This window comes from Sphingobium phenoxybenzoativorans (genome assembly GCF_018286635.1).
Lineage (GTDB): Bacteria > Pseudomonadota > Alphaproteobacteria > Sphingomonadales > Sphingomonadaceae > Sphingobium > Sphingobium phenoxybenzoativorans.
In genome coordinates this window covers 813,213-833,371 of sequence record NZ_CP073910.1, presented here as the reverse complement: position 1 = coordinate 833,371, position 20,159 = coordinate 813,213, and the positions used below count along the sequence as shown (strand labels likewise).

The following is a 20,159-nucleotide window of genomic DNA, read 5'->3' as shown; positions in this document are numbered from 1 at the left end:
GAGCGGTAAGTCTGGTGACGACCACTTTGGGACGCTCGACAAAGAAATTGGGCCGCCAATTTGCGGACTTAAGTTCAACGATCTATCGCTGCCAAATGACACATATTTGCCGTTACCTCTGGTTTCTGCCGTTACTCACAGCGTGCTCCAGTTCGAAATCACCAGAGCAAATCGAATTCAGCATGAAAGAAACGGTGCGCAAAGCAGCAAAATTCTGCGGTTTAAAGCCGCAGTCTATCATTGTGACAAGGCGAGGCAGCTATATTTCTGCGGATGGCGGATGTCCTCCTAATCCAGTTAATTCTTGCCTTTGGCATTACAAGGAGACGCATGACTTACTAACGAGGAACTGGTTATCTTTATGCCGGTGTCATGCGGCGCGATACATGGAACGGAGTAGGGCGCTACGGCCCTCAATTCTACTCGTAAACTGACGATCCGCTTTCCACCCCTTTTTGTCATCCCCGCGAAGGCGGGGACCCAATGCGCCTTGGGCATGCGAGCTGTGGGAGGGGAGATGGGTTCCCGCTTTCGCGGGAATGACGGGTCATAGGAGAGCTAAGGCAAATATCCACCCTTCCCGTCATCCCCGCCGTCCACACTCCTCTCCCTGCAAGGGAGGGGTTGGGGGTGGGTGCGCCGCGTCAGCGGCATTTTTCGGGATAGGCTAGGTGCTCACTTCGTTCGCAACCCACCTCGGGCCCCTCCCTTGCAGGGAGAGGAGTAGAAGGTGGCCGCTACGCCGCCCCGTCATTCCATCCCCCTAATGCTCATACGCCTTGGGCAACCGCCCTGGCGCGGGTGTTGCATAGCGGTCGCGCAACTTCGTCTGGCGGTTTTCCATCGGTTGCGCCACGCCGTCGATCCAGACCGCGACCGGCGCGGATTCCAGTTCCAGCGGGTCGCCGTCCCAGATCACCACATCGCCTGCCCGCCCCGGCTTCAGCGATCCAATCCGGTCGCCAAGCCCCACCGCCTCGGCGGGCGCGGAGCTGATCGCGCGCAGCGCCTGACCCCAGCTTAGCCCCGTCGCGCCCGGCACCTTCTGTAGCGCGACCATGTTCCCGGCCTGCTGCGTCGCGGTGCGTACCTGCAGACCGTCGTCGCCGGTGAACATGCCCAGCGCAACCATCACGCCCGCCTTTTCCATGCGGCCGACATTGGACTGGGTGGCGGCGATGGTTTCGAAGCGGGCAGGCAAATCCTCTATCCCGCCCGCGATCACCGGCACCTTCGCCGCCGCGATCTGGCCGGCGACGGTCCACCCCTCAGCCGCGCCAGCGAGGATCAATTTCAGCGCGGGAAACTCCTTCCGCAGGTCGAGCGCCGCCAATATGTCCCGCGCGCTTTCGGCATGGACCATCAGCGGCACCTTGCCCTGCACCACCGGAACAAGCGCCTCCGCGTCGGCGCGGGTCAGGATGCTGTCCTTCGACCGGCCGTCATAGGCGGCCGGGTTGCGCGCATAATCCTGCGCCTCCCGCAGCGAGGTGCGGAACAGCAGATAGGCGGCGGGCCTGCTACCCCCCGCCCGCTTCGCGCCGGTCTCGCCCAGTTCGACAAATTGGAACGCCTGCGCCTTCGTGATCGGGGCCATGTCCGCCCCAAGGTCGATCACCGCGCCCTGCCCGGCGAACACGCTGCCCGCCCCTCCCGGCACGACGACGGCGCGGGTGATGCCGCTCGTCCGGCTGATCGCAATGGGGTTGGCCAGCGGATTGATCGCGGTCGATACGTCTATCGCCGCCGAGAAGGGCGATTTCTCCGCCGTGCTGTCATTGGTTTCGGAGACATAGGTCACTTCGACCAGACCCATGCGGGAGAAGCCGGAGACCAGGCCCGGCGTCACCCACTTGCCCGTGGCGTCGATCCGCTGCGCGCCCGCCGGAATGGCGACCCCAGCGCCCGCCGCAACGACCTTGCCATTGGCGATGACCACCGTGCCATTTTCGACAGGTTCGCCGCCGTCGCCGATGGCCAGCTTGCCGCCGGTGATGGCGATGGTCTGCGCGAGGGCGGGGGCAGAAAGCGACGCCAGCAGCGTGGCGGCGAGACAGAGAGTTGTGCGCTTCATTTCACGTCTCCCGCACCGATCTGGCCCAGTTCGAAGTCGCTCACCGGCCGCTTCTTCGGGTCATTGGCGTCGTACATCATCGCGCCGTCGATCCACACCTTCTCCGGCCTTGTGTAGACGCTGAACGGATTGCCGTTCCACAGCACGATGTCGGCCATCTTGCCGACCTTCAGGCTGCCTGTTTTGTCGCCGATGCCCATCGCCTTGGCCGGGTTGTAGCTCAGCCATTCCCACGCAATTTCGTCGGGAATATTTATGCCCATGCGGCGTCCGGCGGCGATGGCCTTGGCGGCTTCCTGGTTCAGGCGCTGGATGCCGTTCTCATCATCGCTATGGACGATGGCGCAGGCGCCCGCATTATGGACCAGCGCGATATTCTCGCGAATGCCGTCATAGCTTTCCATCTTGAAGCCGTACCAGTCGGCCCACATGGCGGAGCAGATGCCGTTTTCCTTCAGCAGGTCGGCGATCTTGTAGCTTTCGACGGCATGGTGGAAGGCCGTAACCTTGTAGCCGAACTCCTTCGCCATATCGATGACGTTGGCCATTTCGTCGGCGCGATAGCAGTGGTTCTGGACAAGGATCTTGCCCTCCAGCACATCGGCCAGCGTCTCCATGCCAAGGTCGCGGGTCTGCTCCTTCCCTGCCGCGCGCTTCTTCTGATAGTCGCGTGCCTTGATCCATGTCGCCCGGTCGACGGCGATATTGCCCATGCGGGTCGAAGGCTTCGTATTGCGGTTGCCATAGACGCGCTTGGGATTTTCGCCGCACGCCATCTTCAGGCTGTAGGGCGCGCCGGGGAATTTCATGCCCTGCATCGTGCGGGCATAGACATTCTTCAGGCTCACACCCCGACCGCCGAACAGATTGCCCGACCCCGGCAATATCTGCAGCGCGGTGACGCCGCCATTGACGAGCGCGCGGGAAAAGCCAGGGTCCTGCGGCCAGATGCTATGTTCCGCCCATACGTCGGGCGTCACCGGCGACGTCATCTCATTGCCGTCGCTCAGCGCATCGACGGAGGGCGAGGGATAATCGCCCAGATGGCTGTGGATATCGATGATGCCGGGCGTCAGATATTTGCCCGTGCCGTCAAACACGGCGATGTCCGCCGGGATGGGCGTGTCCGGCCCGCCGATCGACGCAATCTTGCCGCTGACGAAGAAGATGACGCCATTGTCGATGCGCCCGCCCTCGCCGTCGAAGATCGTCACGTTACGCACGACGGTCGGCATGCCGGGATAGGGTTTATAGGTGGAGGGGTAGGGATCGTCCGGCTCGGCGGAGGGATTTTCCTTCGCGGCGGAGGATTTGGCATTGGCCGATTTGGGGCCTTCGGCAGCCGGAGCCGCGCAGGCGGCGAGACCGGCGCAGGCGAGAAGCGCCAGACGGGTGAGCCTGAATGCCATTATGCTTTCTCCCCTTCGATCCGCATGTCCATTTCCCCTTCCCTGCCGATCAGGTCGAGGTGCATCAGCCGCGTGATGAACGGCGCCAGCGCCATGACGCCCAAGCCCACGGCGACGGCGAACCAGCCTATCTGGGTATAGACCGCCAGCACTTGGTCCACGCCAGCACCGGCACTGTCCGTCGCGCGGGCGATAAGCCCGGCGATGAAATTGCCCGCCGCCATCGCCAGGAACCACGTTCCCATGATCAGCCCGACCATGCTGGGCACCGACAGCCGGGTCATGGCCGACAATCCAACGGGCGAGAAGCATAGTTCGGCCATCGTATGAAACAGGTAGACGAGGAACACGAAGATGACCGGTGTCAGGTTGCTCCCCGCCGCCGCCGCGCCCGCGACCAGCACCAGGAAGCCCGCACCGCACAGCATCATGCCGATGCCGAACTTGGCTGGGGCGGACGGCTCCAGCCTGCGCTTGTCCAGCCAGGTCCACAGCACGGCGAACATAGGCGCCAACAGGATGATGAAGACCGAATTGACGGACTGGAACACCGACGCCGGGACATCGACGCCCAGCATCACCCGGTCGACCCGCCGGTCGGTGAAGATATTGAGCGACGACCCGGTCTGTTCGAACAGGCCCCAGAACAGCGGATTGAGCGCCAGCAGGAACAGCGCCGCCAATATGCGGTCGCGGTCCACCCGGTTCAGCGTCCAGATCGCCCGGTAGAGGATATAGATCACCGTCAGCGCCGAGAAAGCGAGGAGCATATAGCCCAGCAGTTCGGCGTAGCGGATCAATATCCAGATGCCGAGGATGCCGATCGCGCCGCCCACATAGATGGCCCATTCGACGGACAGGCCGGAGGATGTGCGGCGCGCGATCGCCGCTGGGGAAGGCGGCTCGCCCGCGCCCTGCAGCCAGGGCCGGTATATGACGAACACGACCAGGCCGAGCAGCATGCCGACGCCAGCCGCGCCAAAACCCCACCCCCAACCAACCGTTTCGCCAAGCACGCCGCAGATCACCGGGCCGATCGCACCGCCCAGATTGATGCCCATATAGAATATGGAGAAGGCGGGATCGCGCCGGGCATCGTCGCGCGGATAGAGTTCGCCGACCAGCACCGAGATGTTCGCCTTTAGGAAGCCGGTGCCGACGATGATCGAGGCAAGCGCCAGATAGAAGCCGTTGAGGTGCAGGGGACTCTGCCCGCTCGGCCCCTCCGCCACCGCGATCAGGAAATGGCCGAAGGCGATGAACACGCCCCCCGCCAGCACCGCCCGGCGCGCGCCGAGATAGCGGTCGGCCAGATAGCCGCCGATGACCGGCGTGATGTAGACCAGCGAGGTGTAGGCGCCGTAGAGCAGATAAGCCTGGGTGTCGCCGAACAGGAAATGCTTGGTAAGATAGAAGATCAGCAGCGCGCGCATGCCATAGTAGGAGAAACGCTCCCACATTTCGGCGAAAAAGAGGATGAACAGACCACGGGGATGCCCCAGGAATGTCCCTGCCGCGTCGCTCGCCGAACCAGGGTGCGCTGCCATTCTGGCGAACCTTTCGACCACGGATTACGAGCCGCCCATGACCCGCGGGTCCAGGCGTTATGGGCAAAGCCTAGCACCAAAATTGCCGGTGTGAAGAATATAATTTCGTTACGCATCCGCACTCTTGCGAAGCCGGAAATGACCATCCATCTACAGGCCGATGTTCAACGACCGCACCGACCCGCTCACCCTTCTCCAGACCCGCCGTTCGGGCAAGCCGCGCGACCTTGGCGCACCCGGTCCTGACGACGCGCAGCTCCGCGCAATGCTGGAGGTCGCCATCCGCACGCCCGACCATGGCAAGCTTGCCCCGTGGCGCTTCATCATTGTCGGCGACGATCAGCGGGATGCGCTGGCGGCGCTGTTGGAGCGCGCCTATCGCACGGAAAATCCCCTGGCCGGGCGGCTGGAAATAGAGGCGATGCACCAGTTCGCGCGTCAGGCCCCTACGCTGGTGGTGGTGCTGTCATCGCCACGGCAGGGGTCGAAGATTCCGTTGTGGGAACAGGAATTGTCCGTGGGAGCCGCCGCAATGAACCTGTTGCACGCCGTCCATGCGCATGGTTTCGCCGGCGGATGGCTGACCGGATGGCCCGCATTCAGCGACACGGTGCGCGATGCGTTTGGCGGCCCCGACGAGCGGATCGCCGGTTTCATCTTCATCGGCACGCCGCAAAAGCCGCTAGAGGAACGGCCCCGGCCAGAATATGACACCGTTGTCACGCGCTGGGATATTTAATTACAATTTGTTGATGTGCGGTTTCGTTTAATTTCGACATTGACGCGCCCGGCTGTATTATGTCACTGAAGCAGTCATGGCCGACGATTCCAAGCCCGTCTATCTCCGCCTGCGGGAGATTATTTCAGCGTCGATCCTCGACGGCGCTTTCCGCGACGGGGACATGCTGCCATCTGTCCGCGCCTTCGCTGCGCAGCAAGGCGCGAACCCGCTGACCGTCGCCAAAGCCTATCAAAGCTTTCAGGATGACGGCCTTGTCACCGTGAAGCGGGGCGTCGGCATGTTCGTCGCCGATGGCGCCACACGCCGCCTGCGGGCGATGGAAAAGGCGCATTTCCTGGAAAATGTCTGGCCGCCCGTGGCCGCGCAGATGCAGCGGATCGGCGTCAGCCTGTCCGACCTGTCCAACATGCAGGACGCCTGAACAGGCTTAGAAGCTTTTCCCGCCGCACTGGATATTGCCGGTGCCGCCCCGGTTCACCTTGCAGGCCGCCTTCCCCAAAATCGTGACGTCGCCAGATCCGCGCGCAACGACGTCCGCCGAAACAGTCGCCGTCACTGTTGCATCGCCCGGCCCGTCACCCAGCAATTTCACCTGCTTCGCTTTCAATCCCTCACCGGCCAGAGCGCCCGGCCCGGACAGGGTTGCGTTCAGCACGTCGGTCGCGCCCGCCGCCGTCAACCGCCCACTGCCCATGATGGCGATGTCGAGGCGGTCGGCCGCAACCGTTCCCACCGACACATCGCCGCTGCCGGACAGTTGCACCATTGCGTTCACGCCCTTCATCCTGTCGATGGACAGCGATCCGCCGCCCGCGAGCATGGCGCGCTGCAATTGCCCAGTGGACAGGATGATGGTGGCCTGGCCCCCGGCCGCCTCGTTCATTTGCGCGGGTTTCATGCGGACCGTCAGGGTGCTGCCCGCCATGGACAGGTCGACGCGATCCAGCGCATTGCGATCCCCCTCGCCCCGCGCCGAAACCCCCGCGCCGGTCGTCACCAGAATGCGGACGGGGGCCAGCACGCGAATGCTGTCGAAGCTGGAAATGCTGTAGGATTGATTGGCGGCCTGGGCGGGAACGGCAAAAAGGACCGCCAGCGGCAGGAGCATAAGGCCCCGCCCGAAACCAGGCCGCGCTAAGCGGCGCAGTGCGCCTCGCCTGAACCCATCGCCGAAACCTTGCACTGCGCCCTGCCCTTCACATCGACGTCGCCGGAACCCATGATGCTGATATCCACCGGCCCATCGGACGCCAGCCCGACATTGCCCGATCCCAGCACTGATACCGATGCGCGTCCGGCCTTCAATCCCTTGCCATCGACATCGCCCGATCCGGTCGAGGACAGCTTGGCGCTATCCGCCGTTCCAGTCAGGGCGATATTGCCCGACCCGGTGACATCGGCGGTCAGCGCACCGACCTTAGCCGCGCCGATCTTTAGATTGCCTGAACCCGTGAGCGAAAGATCGAGGCCGCTCCCCTGCGCGCGGTCCACATCGACATCGCCCGATCCGGTGAGTCCCACGCCGTTGATCGCCGGCATCGCCACATGGATCGTAGCGCCTTCATCCATGCCGCCGAACATGTTCGCCCAGCCTTCCCGGCGGCCGATCCGAAGCTCGCCGTTCACCACCTTGATCTCCAGCACCTTCAGCGCCCGGTCGCTCCCATCCGCCTTCACGGCGAAATCCTTGCCCACGGACACGATCACATTGTCCGGACCGGTGGATTGGATGCGGGTGAAATCGCGCAGGCCCGATGTGTTCACGGGGCTTGCGGACGGCACGGCGTCGCTGGGATCGGAACAGGCCGTGACGGCGCAAAGGCTCATCGCGACAAGCAGGGCTCTGGACATCGGCAACTCCCATAACTGTATTGCTCACACAATACACGAGGAGGGCGTCAGTTCCAAGCAAAACCGGACATTATGGCTGGGCGCTATTATCCACCGCCCCGATAGTCGCATTTTCCCCATCATTCGGGCCGGTCAATCGAGGTTCCTGACGGCATCCGGCCAGCGCGATCAATGCGGCAACAGCAAATGCGAATTTGGCCATTTCTACTCCCTTCGGTCGGTACAGACCGCACATAGGTAGCAATGGGAGCAAAACGAACGAGGGATCAGCCCATTATGGGTCAAACGCCCGAATAGGGCGATGTATCAGGCAGAAATTCCGACCAATATCGGCGCATCATGATAACCAATCGGCCAGAGACAAAAAAAGAGGCGCCGGAAAGCGCCTCTTTTTCCTTGATCTGAATCAAATATTATTCAGCGCGTTCCTTGTTATACTTCGGCGCTGCTTCGTTCAGGATACGCAGGATTTTCTTCAGAGCGCCCGGCTCATCGGTTTCTTCCATCGCGGCCAGTTCCCGCGCGAGACGGCTCGACGCCGCTTCGAAGATCTGGCGCTCCGAATAGCTCTGCTCCGGCTGGTCGTCGGCGCGGAACAGGTCGCGGGTCACCTCGGCGATCGACACCAGGTCGCCCGAATTGATCTTCGCTTCATATTCCTGCGCGCGGCGCGACCACATGGTGCGCTTCACCTTGGGCTTGCCCTTCAGGGTTTCGAGCGCTTCGCCAAGGGTCTTGTCGGAGGACAGCTTGCGCATGCCCACGCCCTCGGCCTTGTTGGTGGGAACACGGAGCGTCATGCGCTCCTTTTCAAAGCGGAGCACATACAGCTCCAGCTCCATGCCCGCGATCTGCTCCTTCTGGAGCTCGATCACACGGCCGACGCCGTGCTTGGGGTAAACGACATAGTCACCGACGTCAAAGGACAGCGCCTTGGCAGCCATTGGGTACCTTTCCTTCAATCAACTGGGAGGCCAGTGTCGCCGGGGCGCATGTAAAGGGGGATACATGCAGGACAGCCCGCAACGTCACCGTAGGATCATGGGACGATTTATCTCCACACGGACGCGAAGGCGCCCGCTGCGGCACAGCATGTAGCAGATTCGTAATAAAATTACCAGCCCACGTTGCACAACGTGAACGGCAGGCCGTAATTTCGCTTCAATTCCGTCAACGAACGGAAGCGAAAGACTCAGTCTCCGGCGCCAGGCTCCGCAGAGAAATATTTCTCATACTTGCCTTCTTCGCCCTTGTGATCGTCGGCATCGTCAGGGGCGTCGCCCTTGGTCGTGATGTTGGGCCATTCGGCGGAGAATTTGCTGTTAAGCTCCATCCACTGCTCAAGGCCGCTCTCGGTATCGGGCAGGATCGCTTCGGCCGGGCATTCCGGTTCGCACACGCCGCAATCGATGCACTCGTTGGGATTTATGACCAGCATGTTCTCACCCTCGTAGAAACAATCCACGGGGCAAACCTCGACGCAATCCATATATTTGCAGCGGATGCAGGCGTCGGTCACGACATAGGTCATTGCATGGCACTCTTTGTTACGGTGCGGTTCTGCTATTCCCGGCCCGCTCCCACGTCAACAATATGCGCGCAAATGATTTCTTTTCAGTCACCGACGCGAATTTCCTCGTAACAGCCCTGGGCCTCCGGCGCGGGGCCGCGGCGTAGCGGCAGGGCATTGACCCGCACGACCCGCGCAGACGCGCCATGCGGCAGGGTGATGAGGTCCCCAAGACGCACCGGCGCATGCGCGCGCTCCACCCGGCGGCCGTTCAGGCGGATATGCCCTTCCTCCGCCAGCGCCTGCGCATAGGAGCGGCTGCGCGCCAGCCGCGTGAACCACAGAAATTTGTCGATGCGCAGCGAACCGCCTTGGGGCGGCAGGCCGGACGCATCCTTCCGCCGCGGGTCAGCCACCGCGTTCCAGCAATGCAGCGAGACCGGCAAACGCCTGATTTCCGCCGCCCGTGGCGGTTGGACCCGCCTTCTGCCGGGGGCCGCCATCCTTCTGGCGCGGACCGCCTTTCCTGTGCGCATCCTTTTGCGCTTCGGGCGGTTTCGCCTTGCGCCGTCCGCGGAAAGCCCAGTTCGCGCCCTGCGGAGCCGCCTCCTCGCCTTCGCCTTCCGCCTTTGCGGGCGGCGTGACGGGGCGGAAACCGGCCGCGCGCATCAATTGGAGGAATGCGGGTTCCAGCACGCCCAGCGACACCACCTGCGGGTCCGCCGCGGTAAAGGGCTGCCCCTTGGCGATCGCCTCATGCGAAGCGCGGGCGACGCGCTCGGCAATGTCGATGCGCAATTGCTGCGCCCCGAAAGCGCGGAAACCGGCGATGCGCGCGCCCATCTCCACGGCGCGGTCGCCCGCAGGCAGGATGACAGCGCCGGCCGGCGGCAAGGGCAGCATCGGCTTGCCCTTGCGCGCGCTCAGCAGCGCCATGCGCCACAGCGCAGCGCCGGGTTTCAGCAATCCATGATGGAACAGGTCGAGCACGCCGATGGTGATGCCCGCGCGGCGCAGGATCGACCGCTGATCCTTGTCGAGATGCCCCAGCGCGGAATCCAGGTCGTCGCGCGGGGAAATGCCGCCCGCGTCGGCAAGCTGCGCGAACACCGCCCGCACCACGGCGGGCACGGCGGGGTCGGACGCGCTCTCCGTCATCTTCATCAGCGGCAGCAGATGGCGCTCCTTCTGCGCCGTCATCCACGCGCCCAGCCGTTCGGAAATGCGCTTCTGCAAATCCTGGCCCAGCTCATTCATGGCGCGATCCAGCTTCACCGAAGGCGCGGTCAGCGACGGTCCGGCGGCCAGCATCGCCACCACATTGCCGTCCCACAGGATCGCGGGCATCTCGCCAGGCCGCGTCTCCAGCGCAAAGGCGGCGTCGGCCGCAGCAAGCAATTCTTCCGCCTTCATTCCCAAAATCCTTCCGAGCCGCCTCTCCGCAGCCGCCAACAGCATCCTGCGATCTTCGCCGCGTGCATCGGGATCGACCGAGAAACGGAATCCGTCAAGCCGTCCAATGACTTCCCCGTCAATACTAACCTCGCCATCGGAACCGATATGGACCGGAAGATCGCCCGCCTTCTTGCCGATGTCGCGCAGCAGGACCGATGTCCGCCGGTCGACGAAGCGCTGCGCCAGAGCCGCATGCAGCGCATCCGACAACTTCTCCTCCAGCGCGCGGGTCCGCTCCGCCATTTCCGCCGGATGCGCCAGCCAGTCGGGCCGGTGCGCGACATAGGACCAGGTGCGCACCGCCGCGATCCGCGCCGACAGCGTGTCGATGTCGCCTTGGGCGGTATCCAGCCGCGCCAGATGCTGCGCGAACCAGTCGCGCGGGATATGACCGTTGCCTTCCGACAGGAAACGCCAGATGCGCGCCACCATGCGGGCATGATGGTCCGGCCCCAGCTTCTGGAAATCGGGCAGGCCGCAGGCAGCCCATAGGCGCGTCACCTGCCTTTTGCCGCGCGCGCGCTCCATGACCAGCGGGTCCTCCGCCATGCGCTTCAGCACGGCGAGATCCACCGCCTCCGGCGCGGCGCGCAGCTCCGGCCGGTCGGGCCGCGCCTCCAGATCGGCGATCAGCGTTTCCACGCTGTCACATCGCGGCGCGCCGTCGCGCCAGTAAAGCGCCTCCACGCGGGGAAAGCGATGCTCCTCGATCGCGGAGATTTCCTCCGGCGTGAAGGCGGCCGCACCATCCTCGCCGCCCAGGCTGCCGAAGGTGCCGTCCTTGTGATGCCGCCCCGCGCGCCCGGCGATCTGCGCCATTTCCGACACGGTGAGCCGCCGGATGCGATGCCCGTCAAATTTGCGCAGAGAGGCGAAGGCGACATGCGACACGTCGAGGTTCAGGCCCATGCCGATCGCGTCGGTCGCGACCAGATAGTCGACCTCGCCCTCCATGAACATTTTCACCTGCGCATTGCGAGTGCGCGGCGACAAAGCGCCCATCACCACTGCTGCCCCGCCCCGGAACCGGCGCAGCATTTCGGCGACGGCGTAAACCTCCTCCACCGAAAAGGCGACGATGGCGGAACGCTTCGGCAGGCGGGAGAGCTTCTTCGCCCCGGCATAGGAAAGCGTCGAAAAGCGCGGGCGGCCGATAATCTCCACATCCCGGACCAGCGCCTTCACCAGCGGCGCGACGGTGGCGGAACCCAGGATCATCGTCTCCTCCCGGCCCCGCGCATGCAGCAGGCGGTCGGTGAACACATGGCCCCGTTCCGGGTCAGCGCCAAGCTGCGCCTCGTCCAGCGCGACAAAGGCATAATCGCCCGTGATCGGCATGCTTTCGGCCGTGCAGAGGAAATAGCGCGCCTGTGGCGGGCATATCTTCTCCTCGCCGGTGATGAGGGCGACGCTCTCCCTGCCCTTCAGCGCGACGACCCGCTCATAGACTTCCCGCGCGAGCAGGCGGAGCGGGAACCCCATCATGCCGCTGGAATGGGCGCAGAGCCGCTCGACCGCCAGATGCGTCTTGCCGGTATTGGTCGGGCCGAGCACGGCTGTGACGGCGGAACGGGCGAAACTGGCCATGACATTTCCTATGTCGGGGAAGCAGCCGGGCCGCGCAAGGGAAAGGCGCGTTGTCCACAAAATATGCGCGCGATCCCCGACGGCGCACGGTTCACCGCAGGATTCGGCGCAGAATCCGTGTGTTAAGTTGACTTTAACCCTATCCCTTCACAACACGCCAAGCGGAGAACGCGACGGGGGTCGCAGCCGCAAGGAAATATCCGGGGGATTGCCGGTCTTGTTTCAGAAGAACGATTTCGGGTCCGGTCAGGGCGGCGCAGCCGCATCCCTGTGGATGGCCGACGCTTCGCCGGCGCCCTTTGTCGACCGGCGGGACTGGCGCGCGAAGGTTCGCGACTGGGCCGAAGACGTCAATCTCGTTCCCGACCTTGGCCAGAATATCGGGTCGCTCGAATGGTTTCGCGGCCTCGCCACCTGCACGGCGCTGTGCGCCTGCGCGCTCGCGCTTTCGCCCGGTTTCCGCCCGATTCCGGCCGCGCCTGAGCCCCTGCTTGGCCAGAAGCAGTATCAGGAGATGCGCAGCCAGATGACGACACCGCTGGCGCTGGGCGCCGACAGCGGCCGTCACATGGCCCCGACCGACATGGTCTCCCCGCTCGCGGAAACGCCGGAGCGTCCCCAGATCGAACTCAGCGCCGCTATCGGCGACGGCGACAGCTTCGGCCGCGCTTTGTCCCGCGCCGGCGTCAGCAGCAATGACGCCTCGCAGGTCATGGACCTGGTGGGCAACGACGTGAAGCCGGGCAAGCTGAAGGCCGGGACCCGCCTCGACATCGTGCTTGGCCGCCGTCCGACCCGCAACGTGCCGCGCCCGCTCGACCATCTCGCCTTCCGCGCCCGCCTGGACCTGGCGATGGAGCTGAACCGGGTGAACGGCGTGCTGCAGGTGACGCGCATCCCGATCAAGGTCGACGCCACGCCGCTGCGCATTCAGGGCGTCGTCGGCGACAGCCTCTACCGCTCCGCCCGCGCGGCGGGCGCGCCGCCCAAGTCGATCCAGTCCTTCCTGCGCGTCATCGCCCAGCAGATCCCGATCGAGGATATCCGGTCGGGCGACCGTTACGATATCATCCTCGATTATCGCCGCGCCGAAACCGGCGATGTGGAGGTCGGCGACCTGCTCTATGCCGGTCTTGGCCGCACGCGCGGCAAGTCGCTCGACATGCTGAAATGGACCAATGGCGACCGCACCGAATGGTTCGAGGCGTCCGGCGTCGGCCAGCGGCGCGGCGTACTCTCCATGCCCGTGTCCGGCCATGTCTCGTCCAGCTACGGCATGCGCCGTCACCCGATCCTGGGCTATACGCGGATGCATGCCGGCATCGACTTCGCCGCATCCTATGGCTCACCCATCTATGCCGCGACCGACGGCATCGTCGAATATGCCGGGCGACATGGCGGCCACGGCAATTATGTAAAGCTGCGCCACGGCGGCGGCATCGCCACCGGCTACGCCCATATGAGCCGCATCGCTGCCAGCGTCGGCCAGCGCGTCCGCCGCGGCCAGGTGATCGGCTATGTCGGATCGACCGGCCTGTCGACCGGCCCGCACCTGCACTATGAGCTGTATCGCAATGGCGTGAACATCAATCCCAACTCGGTGAAGTTCACGACCGTCGCGCAACTCACCGGTAAGGCGCTCGCCAATTTCAAGGCCCGCCTCGCCCAGCTCAAGTCGCTCCGCGTCGGCCTGCATACGAGCGAACCGGCGAAGGTGGCGCAGGCGGGCGGCGTGGTTGGCGCGACTGCCAAAGGGAAATAATCTGCTCCCGCAAGCCAGCTAAGCGGCTTTTATATCCGCGACATCGTGCTCCTGCGCAGGCAGGAGCCCAGTCCCGCCCTCCGAACTGGGCTCCTGCTTTCGCAGGAGCACGCTGCTTTGATATACCTAGTCAGGAAACGCTTCAGGCCGATCGCGCGCGCCAATGTCGATCCCCGGCGGTTCATTCACACCCTGCGCCTTGATCCCGCCAGACCTCCCGCCTAAACCCCATGCGCATGTCCCGCGCTTTCCAGTCCGCCGCCTATCCCGCCCTTCGCCTGCGCCGCACGCGCGCATCGGCGTGGAGCCGTTCGCTGCATGCCGAGCATCGCATCGGGCCGCAGGATTTCATCTGGCCCCTGTTCGTCACAGAGGGTTCAGGCGTCGAGGAGCCGATCTCCAGCCTGCCCGGCGTATCCCGCTGGTCGGTGGACGGCATCGTCGCCCGCGCGAAGGAAGCGCGCGATGCTGGCATCCCCTGCCTCGCCCTGTTCCCCAACACGCAGGCCGACCGGCGCAGCGACGACGGCAAGGAAGCGCTTAACCCCGATAATCTGATGTGCCGCGCCATCCGGGCGATCAAGGACGCCGCGCCCGACATCGGCATCCTGACCGATGTCGCGCTCGACCCTTATACCGTCCACGGCCAGGACGGGCTGCTCGACGATAGCGGTTATGTCGTCAACGATGCGACGGTGGAGGTGCTGATCGGCCAGTCGCTCAATCAGGCGGCGGCGGGCGCGGACATCATCGCGCCCAGCGACATGATGGACGGCCGCGTCGGCGCGATCCGCGCCGCACTGGAGCAGGACGGCCATCATAATGTGCAGATCATGGCCTATGCCGCCAAATATGCGAGCGCCTTTTACGGCCCGTTCCGCGACGCCGTGGGTTCGCGCGGCCTGCTGAAAGGCGACAAGAAGAATTACCAGATGGACCCGGCCAATGGCGCGGAGGCGCTGCGGGAAGTCGCGCTCGACCTCGCCGAAGGCGCGGACAGCGTGATGGTGAAGCCGGGCCTGCCCTATCTCGATATCGTTGCGCGGGTGAAGGACGCCTTCGACGTGCCCGTGTTCGCCTATCAGGTGTCGGGCGAATATGCGATGATTGAGGCGTCCGCGGCGGCGGGGGCCGGCGACCGCGACGCGCTGGTCCTGGAAACGCTGATGGCGTTCAAGCGGGCGGGATGTTCGGGCGTGCTCACCTATCACGCACTGCATGCGGCGCGCCTGATAAACGGATGAGCGATACGATTATAGAAACGCCCCGGCTGCTGCTGCGCGGATGGCGGGAGGCGGACGTCGAGCCGTGGCAGGCCATGTGCTCCGACCCGGAAGTCATGCGCCACCTCGGACCGCCGATGACGATGGATGAAGCCCAAGCCTATGTCGCGCGCATGCAAAAGATGCAGACCGATCATGGCCATTGCTTCTGGGCGTTGGAGCATCGCAGCACAAGCACCTTCCTCGGTTTCTGCGGCGTGAAGCCCGGAGCCGCCGGAACGCCCATAGTCGACAGGGTGGAGATTGGCTGGCGCATGGCGCGGCCCTGGTGGGGGGCGGGCTATGCGCGCGAGGCGGCGCAGGCGAGCATCGATTGGGTGTGGGCCAATCTGGACGCGCAAAGCATCTGGGCGATCACAACGCACGACAATAGGCGCAGCCGTGGCCTGATGACCCGTCTGGGCATGGCCCGTCGCGACGATCTGGACTTTGAGCATCAGGCGCTGGCGGAGAATGATCCGCTGCGCCCACATGTCACCTATGAAATAGAGCGCCCTGCTTGACCGGAACGGCGGGATCGCTCCGGCTACGGTTCGTCGCCACCATCTGCGCGGGGTCCTTCCTGCTGTTCCTTGTCCAGCCGATGATCGCCCGCATGGCGCTGCCGCGCCTTGGCGGCGCGCCGACCGTCTGGAACTCGGCGATGGTGGTGTATCAGGCACTGCTGCTTGGCGGTTACGCCTATGCCCACTGGCTCGGCCGCCTCGCGCCCCGCCGCCAGATGCAGGCGCATCTGGCCCTGTTCGCGCTCGCCGCGCTGATGCTGCCCATCGGCCTTGCCGCCGGCAATCCGCCGCCACAGGCCAGCCCGGTCCTGTGGGTGCCCTGGCTGCTGGCCATTTCCATCGGCCCGCTATTCTTCATGGTCGCCGCGCAGGCCCCGTTGATGCAGCGTTGGTATGTGCTGTCGGGCGGCGGCGATCCCTACCCCCTTTACGCAGCATCCAATCTGGGCAGCTTTGCCGGTCTCATCGCTTATCCGCTGCTGGTCGAGCCGTTGCTTCCCGCCTCTGGGCAAAGCCTGTTGTGGAGCGGCGGCTATATCCTGCTTCTGCTGCTCGTCGCCGCCTGCGGACTGCGCCTGCCGCGTTCCGCCGCCGCGCCCGAAACGCAGGCGGACACGCCCGCGCCCGACTGGCGGACGATCCTGCACTGGATCATCCTTGCCGCCGTTCCGTCCGGCCTGATGCTGTCCACCACGCTGCACATCACCACCGACATCGTGGCGATGCCGCTGCTGTGGGTATTGCCGCTCGGCCTCTACATCCTTTCCTTCACCGTCGCCTTTTCCGCGCGCCGGACATGGGCGAACGGCATCACCATGGTTGCGCCTTTGGTGTTGCTGATGGGCGCATGCACGGCCTTTTCGGATTCGACGTCGGTGCCGATACTGGTCGGCGCGGCGGTCATCCTGGTGCTGTTCGTGGTCTCGATCGCGCTGCACAGCGCGCTGTTCGATGCGCGGCCCGACGCCGCGCACCTCACGGCCTTCTACCTCGCCATGTCGGTGGGTGGCGTCGTTGGGGGCATATTCTGCGCCATCTTCGCCCCGCTGATCTTCGACTGGACCTATGAATATCCGATCCTGCTGGCGGCCGCCGCGCTGCTGCTGAAAGGGGAACCGCTGTTCGTCTGGAGCCGCCTGCTGTGGGAGGACCCGCGCCGCAACGTCTGGCTGACGGCGATATTGCTGGTCGTCAGCGTGTTGGCGTCACTGATCGGCGGCGGCATCCTGTTCTCCAGTCCCGGCTCCGCCGCAAAGGCCGCCTCCTTCACCCTGATCATCGCCCTCGCCATCGCGAGCATCGGCAACCGCATTCTCTATGCGGCATGCGCCGCCTATCTGATGCTGTGCCTTGGCGGATGGGAAAAGCTCGCGCTTTCGCAGGCCGAAGGCATCATGACCCGCAGCTATTTCGGGGTCTACGCCATCCGCGACAATAAGGATGGCACGCGCCTTCTGGTTCACGGCACCACTGTCCATGGCATCCAGATCCGCAAGCCCGGCATGGAGCGCACCACCACCAGCTATTACGCCCCGCAATCGGGCGTCGGCCTTGCGCTGGGCGCTGCGCCGCAATTGTTCGGCCCGGCGGCCAGGATCGGCGTCGTCGGCCTCGGATCGGGGACGCTCGCCTGCTATGCCCGCCCCGGCCAGCGCTGGCGCTTCTATGAGATCGACCCGGCGATCGAGCGCATCGCCCGCAACCCGCGATCCTTCACCTTCCTGTCGCGCTGCATGCCGGACCCGGACATCGCGATCGGCGACGCCCGGCTGGTCCTCGCCGCCGAGCCGCAGGACCAGGCCGACCTGCTCGCCATCGACGCCTTCTCCTCCGACTCCGTGCCCATGCACCTGCTGACGCGGGAAGCGTTCGCGCTCTACGCCCGGCATCTGAAACCGGGCGGACTGCTGCTCGTCCATATCTCGAACCGCTATCTGGACCTGAAGCCGATCGTTGCGGCGGCGGCGCGCGATGGCGGATGGGCGACCGCGGCGCGCCTTTACACGCCCGACCGGCGGGACGACCGCTATCATTATTCCATGTCCGCCTGGATCGCCCTGTCGCGCGATCCCCGGAGCCTGAAGCGCCTGACCGCGTTAACCGGGCAGGCGCTGTGGATACCGCTTGAAACCCGGCCCGGCATTTCCGCCTGGACCGACGATTATGGCAGCATCCTGCCGATCCTTAAACTATAAGACGATGCAAGGAGCTATCATGGAAAACGATCACCCCGGGGCATCGATCATCAGCTTTGGCGGCCATACGCCGCGCATCGACCCCAGCGCCTTCATCGCGCCGGGCTGCAGGATCATCGGCGATGTGGAGATCGGGCCGGACGCCAGCATCTGGTATAATTGCGTCATCCGCGCGGATGTGAACCGCATCCGCATCGGCGCGCGCACGAATATTCAGGACGGCACCATCATCCATTGCGACAGCGACAAGGACGGCAGCGGCGGTTTCCCCACGATCATCGGCGAGGATGTGCTGATCGGCCATATCGCAATGATCCACGGCTGCACATTGATGGACCGGGCCTTTGTCGGCCTTGGCGCGATCGTCATGGACGGTTGCGTGGTGGAGGGGGACGCGATGCTTGCGGCGGGTGCGATGCTGACCCCCGGAAAGACCCTGCCCAACCGCCAGCTCTGGTCCGGCCGCCCCGCCAAATATATGCGCGACCTGCCCGATATCGCCGTGGCGGGCATGCGCGCGGGCGTCGACCATTATGTCCATAATGCGAAGGCGCACAAAGGCGCGGTCAGGGCGATGGAGGAACATTGATCGCAGCGCGCCCGAAGCTGCCCCGTCCGGATTACATCGTAGGCAGCAGCGCCTTCAGCTTGTCCAGCCGGTCATTCTGGGAATCGACGATCGCCAGCACGTCACGGCGGACCATTTCTATCGTGTCCTGCCCCTCCGCCGACTGGCCGTCGGCTATCGCATTGACCTTCTGCGAATAGAGGGTGTCGAGGCCCGCCAGGGCGGACACGCTGTCGTTGCGGACGGATTCCAGGCCGCTGATCGCCGTCTGCGCCGCCACCCATGCCTCGCTCGACACGGCCGATGTCGATGCCGTGCGGGCGCGGCGCTCTGCGTCGGGATAGGCTTTGTCGAACGCCGCCGACCCCGCCTGCGCCTGCATTTCCAGCTTCGACACCTCCGAATCCAGTGCCGGATCGGACATGGGGGCGGACGGCAGTGTCGGAGCGGGGGCGTTCGTGACAGGCCCGCCGCCTTCGATCGGCCGCTTCGCCAGCGAAGGATAGGACCCGCCCGGCGCCGGCGTGCATCCGGCCAGCAACAGCGCGAGGGAGGGGAGAAGCGGCCGCAGGTTCATTGGCGGCATCTAGGCATGGGGAGAGGCCGATGCAATGGGCCGATCCGCCATGTTGGCATGCCGCGGCGAAAAGGCTAGGCGCAACAGGCATGCTTGCAACCATCATCACCATATTGCCGGTCTTTCTGATCATCGCGGCGGGTTATGGCGCAGCGAAGCTGGGCGTGATCGGCGATGGCGCGTCGCGCGCGCTCAACCGCTATGTCATCTGGCTGGCGCTGCCCTGCCTGATGTTCGAGGTCGTCGCGACGACCGACTGGCGTCATCTGTGGGACCCTGGGTTCGTGGCTGTCTCGATAACCGGCAGCCTCGCCGTATTCCTGCTGGGCCTTGTCGTCGGCCGGATGCGGGGCCTCAGCCTGCAGGACATGGCGGTGGACGGCCTCAACGCCAGCTATTCCAATTCCGCCTATATCGGCTTTCCGCTGCTGCTGCTGGTGCTGGGGCCGGAAAGCCGCCCCTTCGTCGCCATCGCCGCCACGCTGACGCTGGTCGTGCTGTTCGCCAGCGGCGTCATCCTGATCGAACTGGCGCGCAGCCACGGGCATGGCATCGGCCGCGCACTGCTGTTCGCGCTAATCGGCGTGATGAAGAATCCGGTTCTGGTGTCGCCGCTGCTGGGATTGTTCTGGTGGCTGGGCGGCATACCCCTGCCCCATCCGGCGGAAAGCTTCTTCACGATGCTTGGCGGTTCAGCCAGTCCGGCGGCGCTGGCCGCCATCGGCATGTTCCTGGCGGAGCGGCCGATCCTGGAATCGATGACGAATCGATTCTCCCTCGCGCTGACCACGATCAAGCTCGCCATCCATCCCGCGGTGACCGCCTGGCTCGCCTGGCATGTTTTCATGCTGCCGCCGCGCGTGGCGGTGACGGCCATCGCGCTGGCCGCCCTCCCCACCGGCACCGGCCCGTTCATGATCGCGGAATTCTATGCGCGGGACGGAAAAGTGACGGCGGGCACAGTAATTGTCAGCACGATGCTGTCGGTGCTGACGCTTGCCGCCATCCTTTCGCTGCTGCGGGTTTAGGCGAAAAACGGCCGCCGACTCAGGTTGACAGCACCGGGTGAATCCCTTAACGGGCCACGTTCCTG

The 20,159-nt window shown here is 64.7% G+C and carries 18 protein-coding genes; 8 read left to right on the top strand and 10 right to left on the bottom strand.

Annotated elements, in window-relative coordinates:
* Nucleotides 1-763: 763 nt before the first annotated feature.
* Genes KFK14_RS04130 through KFK14_RS04120 form a run of 3 tightly spaced genes read right to left on the bottom strand, consistent with a single transcriptional unit; the run spans nt 764 to nt 5,030 of the window.
* The gene (locus tag KFK14_RS04130) at nt 764-2,074 is read right to left on the bottom strand and encodes an amidohydrolase family protein (RefSeq protein WP_212609969.1); all 1,311 of its coding nucleotides are present in this window, start codon (nt 2,072-2,074) and stop codon (nt 764-766) included.
* Nucleotides 2,071-3,483, bottom strand: a complete 1,413-nt coding sequence (locus tag KFK14_RS04125) for an amidohydrolase (protein ID WP_212609968.1) — start codon at nt 3,481-3,483, stop codon at nt 2,071-2,073. The genes KFK14_RS04130 and KFK14_RS04125 overlap by 4 nt, the downstream gene beginning before the upstream one ends.
* On the bottom strand, nt 3,483-5,030 hold the full coding sequence (locus tag KFK14_RS04120) for a peptide MFS transporter (RefSeq protein WP_212609967.1): 1,548 nt from the start codon (nt 5,028-5,030) through the stop codon (nt 3,483-3,485). The genes KFK14_RS04125 and KFK14_RS04120 overlap by 1 nt, the downstream gene beginning before the upstream one ends.
* Before the next feature lie 160 nt (nt 5,031-5,190).
* Between KFK14_RS04120 and KFK14_RS04115 the strand changes: the two genes are divergently transcribed.
* Nucleotides 5,191-5,769, top strand: a complete 579-nt coding sequence (locus tag KFK14_RS04115; protein ID WP_212609966.1) for a nitroreductase family protein — start codon at nt 5,191-5,193, stop codon at nt 5,767-5,769.
* A gap of 76 nt (nt 5,770-5,845) precedes the next feature.
* Nucleotides 5,846-6,193: a GntR family transcriptional regulator gene (locus KFK14_RS04110; protein WP_070156665.1), complete on the top strand. Its 348-nt coding sequence runs from the start codon at nt 5,846-5,848 to the stop codon at nt 6,191-6,193.
* Between the two features lie 6 nt (nt 6,194-6,199).
* Here the strand turns inward: KFK14_RS04110 and KFK14_RS04105 are convergent, their stop codons facing one another.
* From KFK14_RS04105 to KFK14_RS04080, 6 genes are all read right to left on the bottom strand, one after another.
* Entirely contained in the window at nt 6,200-6,880 is a 681-nt protein-coding gene (locus KFK14_RS04105) for a head GIN domain-containing protein (RefSeq protein WP_212609965.1), read from the bottom strand.
* Between the two features lie 26 nt (nt 6,881-6,906).
* Nucleotides 6,907-7,623 (bottom strand): head GIN domain-containing protein, encoded by a 717-nt coding sequence (locus tag KFK14_RS04100; RefSeq protein ID WP_212609964.1) that lies wholly within the window; start codon nt 7,621-7,623, stop codon nt 6,907-6,909.
* A 413-nt stretch (nt 7,624-8,036) separates the two neighbouring features.
* The gene (locus KFK14_RS04095) at nt 8,037-8,567 is read right to left on the bottom strand and encodes a CarD family transcriptional regulator (RefSeq protein WP_070156668.1); all 531 of its coding nucleotides are present in this window, start codon (nt 8,565-8,567) and stop codon (nt 8,037-8,039) included.
* 248 nt (nt 8,568-8,815) lie between these two features.
* Nucleotides 8,816-9,154: a ferredoxin FdxA gene (fdxA, locus tag KFK14_RS04090; RefSeq protein ID WP_070156669.1), complete on the bottom strand. Its 339-nt coding sequence runs from the start codon at nt 9,152-9,154 to the stop codon at nt 8,816-8,818.
* An 83-nt stretch (nt 9,155-9,237) separates the two neighbouring features.
* On the bottom strand, nt 9,238-9,549 hold the full coding sequence (locus tag KFK14_RS04085) for an RNA-binding S4 domain-containing protein (protein WP_246524867.1): 312 nt from the start codon (nt 9,547-9,549) through the stop codon (nt 9,238-9,240).
* On the bottom strand, nt 9,542-12,175 hold the full coding sequence (locus KFK14_RS04080) for a helicase-related protein (protein WP_212609962.1): 2,634 nt from the start codon (nt 12,173-12,175) through the stop codon (nt 9,542-9,544). The genes KFK14_RS04085 and KFK14_RS04080 overlap by 8 nt, the downstream gene beginning before the upstream one ends.
* Before the next feature lie 217 nt (nt 12,176-12,392).
* Here KFK14_RS04080 and KFK14_RS04075 point away from each other — a divergent pair, with 217 nt between their 5' ends.
* The 5 genes from KFK14_RS04075 to KFK14_RS04055 all read left to right on the top strand — a co-directional run bounded on the left by KFK14_RS04075 (nt 12,393) and on the right by KFK14_RS04055 (nt 18,510).
* On the top strand, nt 12,393-13,937 hold the full coding sequence (locus tag KFK14_RS04075; protein WP_246524865.1) for a M23 family metallopeptidase: 1,545 nt from the start codon (nt 12,393-12,395) through the stop codon (nt 13,935-13,937).
* Nucleotides 13,938-14,173: 236 nt separating this feature from the next.
* The gene (hemB, locus tag KFK14_RS04070) at nt 14,174-15,181 is read left to right on the top strand and encodes a porphobilinogen synthase (protein WP_212611032.1); all 1,008 of its coding nucleotides are present in this window, start codon (nt 14,174-14,176) and stop codon (nt 15,179-15,181) included.
* Complete coding sequence (locus tag KFK14_RS04065; RefSeq protein WP_246524863.1) at nt 15,178-15,723, top strand: GNAT family N-acetyltransferase; 546 nt, start codon at nt 15,178-15,180, stop codon at nt 15,721-15,723. The genes hemB and KFK14_RS04065 overlap by 4 nt, the downstream gene beginning before the upstream one ends.
* Nucleotides 15,720-17,921 (top strand): fused MFS/spermidine synthase, encoded by a 2,202-nt coding sequence (locus KFK14_RS04060; RefSeq protein WP_246524861.1) that lies wholly within the window; start codon nt 15,720-15,722, stop codon nt 17,919-17,921. The genes KFK14_RS04065 and KFK14_RS04060 overlap by 4 nt, the downstream gene beginning before the upstream one ends.
* Before the next feature lie 19 nt (nt 17,922-17,940).
* Nucleotides 17,941-18,510, top strand: a complete 570-nt coding sequence (locus tag KFK14_RS04055) for a gamma carbonic anhydrase family protein (protein WP_212609961.1) — start codon at nt 17,941-17,943, stop codon at nt 18,508-18,510.
* Nucleotides 18,511-18,541: 31 nt separating this feature from the next.
* Here the strand turns inward: KFK14_RS04055 and KFK14_RS04050 are convergent, their stop codons facing one another.
* Nucleotides 18,542-19,066 carry a hypothetical protein gene (locus tag KFK14_RS04050; protein WP_212609960.1) on the bottom strand — a complete coding sequence of 175 codons (525 nt, stop codon included), beginning with the start codon at nt 19,064-19,066 and terminating at the stop codon, nt 18,542-18,544.
* Nucleotides 19,067-19,155: 89 nt separating this feature from the next.
* On the opposite strand from KFK14_RS04050, the gene KFK14_RS04045 reads away from it, so the two are divergent.
* Nucleotides 19,156-20,094 carry an AEC family transporter gene (locus KFK14_RS04045; RefSeq protein ID WP_212609959.1) on the top strand — a complete coding sequence of 313 codons (939 nt, stop codon included), beginning with the start codon at nt 19,156-19,158 and terminating at the stop codon, nt 20,092-20,094.
* Nucleotides 20,095-20,159 lie beyond the last annotated feature (65 nt).